Below are 6,024 nucleotides of genomic sequence, written 5' to 3'. Positions count from 1 at the left end.
CCGCCGCAGCGGGCCACCCCCCCTGCCACCGCGCCGGCTAGGCCGTCGCCCCCGAGCGCGACCACGACCCGGCCCTGGGCGGTGGCCGCCGCCGCGAGATCGTCCGCATGGGCGAGGTCGCGGGTCGGGGTGACCCGGACGTCCCGTGCCCAGCGCGCGAGCTCGGCGCGGACGCCGTCGAGCATCCGCATCGCCCGCCCGTGACCCGCGCTCGGGTTGACGATCACGGCCAGCCGGTAACGGTCGACCTCGGCGGGTTCGACCCGGACCGGCTGCGGCGCCACCGTACCGAGGCTTCCCCAGGAGGGTGTGCGGGAGGCAGCGGCGTCCGTCATGGTGAGCGAGCTTACGGGCGGGTGCACCAAGTCCCCCAGCGGCCGGGGTTCCGGGGCCGGGGTTCCGTGACCATGGCGGCTCACCGCCCGGGCAGCGCCCCCGCGGACAGATGCTGGCTTGAGGCGCCGAAGAACGACCGCTCGCCGAGCTGCGGATCGTCGCGCAGGTCCCGCAGCACGAGGTGTTCCAGCAGGAGCAGGGCCGCGTCGGCCGGCCAGAGCACCAGCCACAGCCACACCCCCCGGGCCTCCCCGACGAACGCCGCCCGATCGGGGGGTACGACCAGCGGCCACAACGCCGTGGGATGCCCGGCGGCCTCGACCTTCGCCTCCGGTACGCCGGGCAGCGGTTCGGGATCGGGACCGCTGATGCCCGCGAGCCGGGCGCCGAGTCCCACCCGAGGCGCCTCGGCGACAAGCACCATCTCGGCCGGCCCGCCCAACGGGGAGGGCCCGGCGGCGGCGACTGCCATAGCACGCGGCCCGGTACGCTCGTCACCGGCCCAGCCGACACCGCTGACGTACCAGTGGACCGGCATCGGCTGCGGCAACCAGACCGGGACCGTCGAGGTCCTCGACAGCGCGTGGAGCGCCTGTTCCCGCGACGACACCGCAGTGCGGTAGGGACTCACCTCCCCGTGATCGTCACACCGCCACTGGCTGCTCCACAGATCGGGTGGACGCAGCGGTCCGAGACAGCGCGGGCAGGCCGCAGCAATGGTCACCGGGCGCCTCCTGGCGTAGGTGGAGATGTCGCCGAACATCGGCACTCCGGCACCGGTATGCCCTCGGCTTTCCACCCGCAATCGCCCCACCAGGTTTCCACCCGCAATCGCCCCACCTGGGCAGATGTGCCGAACAGCCGGGTGCGCCACCCCTCCGTCACCCTCCAGCCCTCCGTCACGCCTCCGGGCGGGCCGGGAAGGGAAGCTGACGGCGCGCCGCGAGCTCCGCGAACGCCTCGTCGAGGAGATCGAGGCCGGCCAGCAGCAACGACTTCTCAATCACCAGCGGTGGCAGCAGCCGGAGCACGTTGCCCCAGGTGCCCGCGGTGAGCACGATCAGGCCGCGACGATGGCAGGCCGCGGCCGCGGCGGCGGTGAGAACCTTGTCCGGGCTGTCGTCGCCGGCGCCCCGGACCAGCTCCAGGGCGACCATCGCGCCCCGCCCCCGGACGTCCCCGACGAAGTCGTACCGCTCGCGCAACGCGTGCAGGCGGGGCAGGGCGATCTCGCCGATCCGGCGGGCCCGGCCGGCCAAGCCCACGGACTCGATGAGGTCGATCGCGGCGAGAGCCGCAGCGCAGGCCGCCGGATTCCCCCCGTAGGTGCCGCCGAGGCCGCCGGCCTGGGGGGCATCCATGATCTCCGGACGGCCGGTGACGGCCGCGAGCGGCAAGCCGCCGGCGATGCCCTTGGCGGTGGCGATGAGATCCGGGACGACACCTTCGTGCTCGCAGGCGAACATCGTCCCGGTCCGGGCGAACCCGGTCTGCACCTCGTCCGCCACGAACACGATCCCCGAAGCCGTACAGAACTCGGCGAGGCGGGGCAGGAACCCGGTCCCGGGGACGATGAAACCGCCCTCCCCCTGGATCGGCTCGATGACCATCGCGGCGACGGACGCGGCTCCGATCTCGTCCCGCACGAGCTCGATCACCCGCTCGGCGGCCTCCTCCCCGCAGCGGTCGGGACCGGTCGGCCAGCGGTAGGGATACGCCAGCGGCATCCGATAGACCTCGGGCGCGAACGGCCCGAACCCGCTCTTGTAGGGCATCGACTTCGCGGTCATCGCCATCGTCAGGTTCGTCCGGCCATGGTAGGCGTGCTCGAAGACGACGACCGCGTCCCGGCCGGTCGCACTACGCGCGATCTTGACGGCGTTCTCGACGGCCTCCGCTCCGGAGTTGAACAATGCCGAGCGCTTCTCGTGGGTACCCGGCGTCAGCCGGTTCAGCGCCTCGCAGACGGCGATATAGCCCTCGTACGGCGTCACCATGAAGCAGGTGTGGGTGAACCGGCCAATCTGCTCGCGCACGGCCTCGACAACCTCGTCCGCGGCGTTGCCGACGCTGACCACCGCGATCCCCGAACCGAAGTCGATGAGCGAGTTGCCGTCCACGTCGACCACGACCCCGCCGCCCGCCGCGTGCGCGTAGACCGGGAGGGTCTCACCGACCCCCCGGGCCACGGCGCCGGCGCGGCGCGCGGCGAGTGCCCGGGACCGCGAGCCGGGGATCTCGGTGTACAGACGCAGCTCCTGGGGCAGCCGCGGGCCGCCGGTGGCGGGCAGGCCGGTTCCGGTCGCCGCCTGGTTAGGAATGGTCATCGTCGGCTCCTACCTGATCGTCTGCCTGCGCACATACCCTGTCCACGGCCACGGCCACCCGCGCCGCGGCCCTGGCCTGGCCTGGCCTGGCCTGGCCATCGTCCCCCGCCGCCGGGATCCGGTCGGTGGTCCTCGGGCGGGACCGGGCGCGCCGCCGGCACCCCGCCCGCACGGGCGCCTAGAATGAGCTCGATGGTGATGACGACGGCAGGCGGCTCGACGCCAGGCGGCCCGATGGCCGCCCGCGCCGACCGGTCATCCGCGCGATGAGCGAGCCGACGCCGTTCTGGCTGGCAGGCAAGCCGGCCACCGGGCCGGCGGCGACCACCGTCCGGCACCCGTTCGACGGCGCGGAGGTCGCCGTCGTCGCGCAGCCGGACCCCGACCAGGTTGAGACGGCCGTGGCCGCCGCGGCGGCGGTCGCGCCAGCGTTCGCGGCGCTGCCGGCCCACGTCCGCGCCGGCGCGCTCGCCGCCGTGTCGAAGGAGATCGCCCGTCGGGGCGACGAACTGGCCCGTCTCATCACCGCGGAGAGCGGTAAGCCGCTGACCTGGTCGCGTGCCGAGGTGGCCCGGGCGAGCTCCACCTTCCGCTGGGGGGCGGAGGAGGCCCGGCGCTTCGCCGGGGAGCTGACCAGGCTGGACACCGATCCCACCGGGGAGGGACGGCTCGCGCTCACCCGGCGTTTCCCCCGCGGGCCCGTGCTGGGCATCACCCCCTTCAACTTCCCGCTCAACCTGGTCGCCCACAAGGTGGCGCCGGCGCTGGCGGTCGGCGCGCCGATCATCGTGAAGCCGGCCCCGCGCACGCCGCTGTCGGCGCTGTTCCTCGGCGACCTGCTCGCCGACGCCGGCTTGCCCGAGGGGTCGTGGTCGGTCCTCCCGATCCCCAACGACCGCCTCGGCCCGCTTATCGCAGACCCTCGGCTGCCTGTGGTGTCCTTCACCGGTTCCGGCCCGGTGGGCTGGTCCATCCGCGACGCGGTCCCCCGCAAGCACGTGGTCCTCGAACTCGGCGGGAACGCGGCGGTGCTGGTCGCCGCCGACTACGCGGCTCCCGCCGACCTGGCCCGGGCCGCCGGCCGCATCGCCCTGTTCGCCAACTACCAGGCCGGCCAGTCGTGCATCGCCGTGCAGCGGGTCTACGCAGACCGCACGATCATCGACGAGCTGCTCGCCGAGATCGTCGCCGCCGTGCGGGCGCTGCACGACGGGGATCCGGCCGACCCGGCCACCGACGTGGGGCCGCTGATCGACGTCGCGGCGGCGGAACGGGTCGAAGCGTGGATCATCGAGGCCGTCGAGGCGGGGGCGACACTCGTCTGCGGCGGGACGCGCCACGGCACGAGTCTCAGCCCGGCCGTACTGACCGACGTTCCGCTCACCGCCAAGGTGGTAGGCGAGGAGGTCTTCGGCCCAGTGATCGTCGTGGCGGCGGTCGACGGCGTCAACGAGGGCTTCGCCCGGATCAACGACAGCGCCTACGGCCTGCAGGCCGGGGTGTTCACCCACGACCTGGCCACCGCGTTCCGCGCCCACCGGGAGCTCCAGGTCGGGGGGGTCGTCATCGGCGACGTCCCGTCGTACCGGGCCGACCAGATGCCCTACGGTGGGACGAAGGGTTCCGGCATCGGGCGGGAGGGGGTCCGCTCGGCCATGACCGACCTCACCGAGGAGCGGGTGCTGGTCCTGACCGATCTGGACCTGTAGGCCTCACCGCCCGCCTGCCGCCCGCCGCCACCGCCTGCCGCCCACATCATCGCCGCGCGGCGAAAAGCTGCCACTATGAAGCATTATGGAGCGGGTGGCCATCGACCTGCACACCCATTCGACCGCCTCGGACGGCCTGGAGTCACCGGAGAACCTCGTCCGGCTCGCGGCCGGGCAGGGCCTGTCGGTCCTCGCGCTCACCGACCACGACACCATCGCGGGCATCGGCCGCGCGGCCGCGGCCCTGCCGGCCGGGCTGACCCTGGTGCCGGGCGCCGAGATCTCCTGCCAGGTCGAGGTAGCAGGTGCCTGGGTATCCCTGCACGTGCTGGCCTACCTGTTCAACCCGGCCGAGCCGGCGTTCGCGGCGGCCCGGGCCCAGGTGCGAGAACATCGCGCCACCCGGGCCCGTCGGATGGTCGACCGGCTCACCGCGGACGGGCATCCGGTGCGCTGGGAACGGGTCTTGGAGCTGGCGGCCGGCACGGTGGGCCGGCCCCACATCGCCGCGGTCATGGTCGAGACCGGGCTGATCCCCGAGGTGGCGGCCGCGTTCAGCAACCGGTGGATCGGCGCGGGCGGACCGTACTGGGTGGGCAAGGAGCAGCCGGACGTCTGGGAGGCGCTTCGCCTCATCCACGGCGCCGGCGGGGTGAGCGTGTTCGCGCACCCGTTCGCGAGCAGGCGCGGCGTCACGGTCGGTCCCGAGGTGATCGAGGCGATGGCGAAGGCGGGCCTGACCGGCCTCGAGGTCGATCACCCCGATCACCTACCCGTCGAGCGGCGCCGGCTACGTGGCCTCGCTGCCGAGCTCTCGCTGGTGGCGACCGGTTCCAGTGACTTCCACGGCGCCAGCAAGCCTCAGGGGCTCGGGGCCGAGACCACCTCCCGGGAGGCCTACGAGGCGTTGGTCTCCGCCGCGCGGGGGGCGGTCCCGATCACCGCGTCCGGATGACCGGCCGGGGTACCGGCCGGGGTGCGGTGCCGGCAGGCCGTGGCGCCGGCAGGCCGTGGCCGCTCAGGCGTCCGCGCCGCACCCCCGGCCGTTGCCACCCGGCCTCGGCGGGCTCAGCCGGCCCAGCAGCTCGGCGAGCAGGTCCTGCTCGGTTCGGCTGAAGTGGGAGAGCACGTGCCGGGCGACCCCCTTGAGGTGGGTGCCCGAGGCCGCCCGCAACCGGTCGAGCCCCTGCGGGGTGAGGGTGGCGAGCGTGCCGCGGGCATCCGATGGGCAGGACCGCCGGGCGACCAGTCCCTCCCGTTCCAGCCGGTCGACCAACCGGGTGAGACCGCTGCGGGAGAGCAGCACCGCCTGGGCGAGTTCGCTCATCCGCAACTCGCCGTTCGGGGCCTCGGCGAGCTGGACCAGCACGTCGTACGAGGCCAGGGGAAGCCGGTGAGCCGCCTCGAGCTCAGCCTCGAGGACCCGGGTCACGTGGGCATGGGAGTGCAGCAGCTCACGCCAGGCCCGCATCCCATGTTCGTCGACCCAGTCCTCGCCGGTCTCGGAGCTGGCGCCGAACATCTCTTCGACTGCCATCGCGTCCTCCCGCCCCCGCACGATCAGCCTACGTCGCGGCCCGCCCGCAAAACCGTCCCAAGCAGCCGCCTCCGTCACCGGGACACATACCAGGCACAGACCAGGCATATACCGT

At 73.7% G+C, this 6,024-nt stretch carries 6 protein-coding genes; 2 read left to right on the top strand and 4 right to left on the bottom strand.

Annotated features, from left to right (window positions below):
* The 3 genes from AC08OQ_RS17030 to gabT all read right to left on the bottom strand — a co-directional run.
* Nucleotides 1–335, bottom strand: a 335-nt coding sequence (locus tag AC08OQ_RS17030; protein ID WP_476612195.1) for a diacylglycerol kinase family protein, incomplete at its 3' end; no start/stop codon positions are given.
* A gap of 80 nt (nucleotides 336–415) precedes the next feature.
* Nucleotides 416–1,060 (bottom strand): DUF6758 family protein, encoded by a 645-nt coding sequence (locus tag AC08OQ_RS17025; RefSeq protein ID WP_476612194.1) that lies wholly within the window; start codon nucleotides 1,058–1,060, stop codon nucleotides 416–418.
* Nucleotides 1,061–1,235: 175 nt separating this feature from the next.
* Nucleotides 1,236–2,663 carry a 4-aminobutyrate--2-oxoglutarate transaminase gene (gene gabT, locus AC08OQ_RS17020; RefSeq protein WP_476601583.1) on the bottom strand — a complete coding sequence of 476 codons (1,428 nt, stop codon included), beginning with the start codon at nucleotides 2,661–2,663 and terminating at the stop codon, nucleotides 1,236–1,238.
* Between the two features lie 266 nt (nucleotides 2,664–2,929).
* Between gabT and AC08OQ_RS17015 the strand changes: the two genes are divergently transcribed.
* Together AC08OQ_RS17015 and AC08OQ_RS17010 are read left to right on the top strand one after the other, a co-directional pair.
* Complete coding sequence (locus AC08OQ_RS17015) at nucleotides 2,930–4,372, top strand: aldehyde dehydrogenase family protein (RefSeq protein WP_462203433.1); 1,443 nt, start codon at nucleotides 2,930–2,932, stop codon at nucleotides 4,370–4,372.
* Between the two features lie 85 nt (nucleotides 4,373–4,457).
* Nucleotides 4,458–5,327 carry a PHP domain-containing protein gene (locus AC08OQ_RS17010; RefSeq protein ID WP_476601582.1) on the top strand — a complete coding sequence of 290 codons (870 nt, stop codon included), beginning with the start codon at nucleotides 4,458–4,460 and terminating at the stop codon, nucleotides 5,325–5,327.
* A 63-nt stretch (nucleotides 5,328–5,390) separates the two neighbouring features.
* Here AC08OQ_RS17010 and AC08OQ_RS17005 read toward each other — a convergent pair whose 3' ends face one another.
* A complete protein-coding gene (locus AC08OQ_RS17005) occupies nucleotides 5,391–5,909 on the bottom strand; it encodes a MarR family winged helix-turn-helix transcriptional regulator (protein WP_462188854.1) in 519 nt (172 codons plus the stop codon).
* Nucleotides 5,910–6,024: the final 115 nt, after the last annotated feature.

Source organism: Frankia sp. CcCS3 (genome assembly GCF_977927575.1).
Note: the sequence above shows the minus strand (reverse complement) of the source record. Positions and strands in the feature narration are given on the sequence as shown.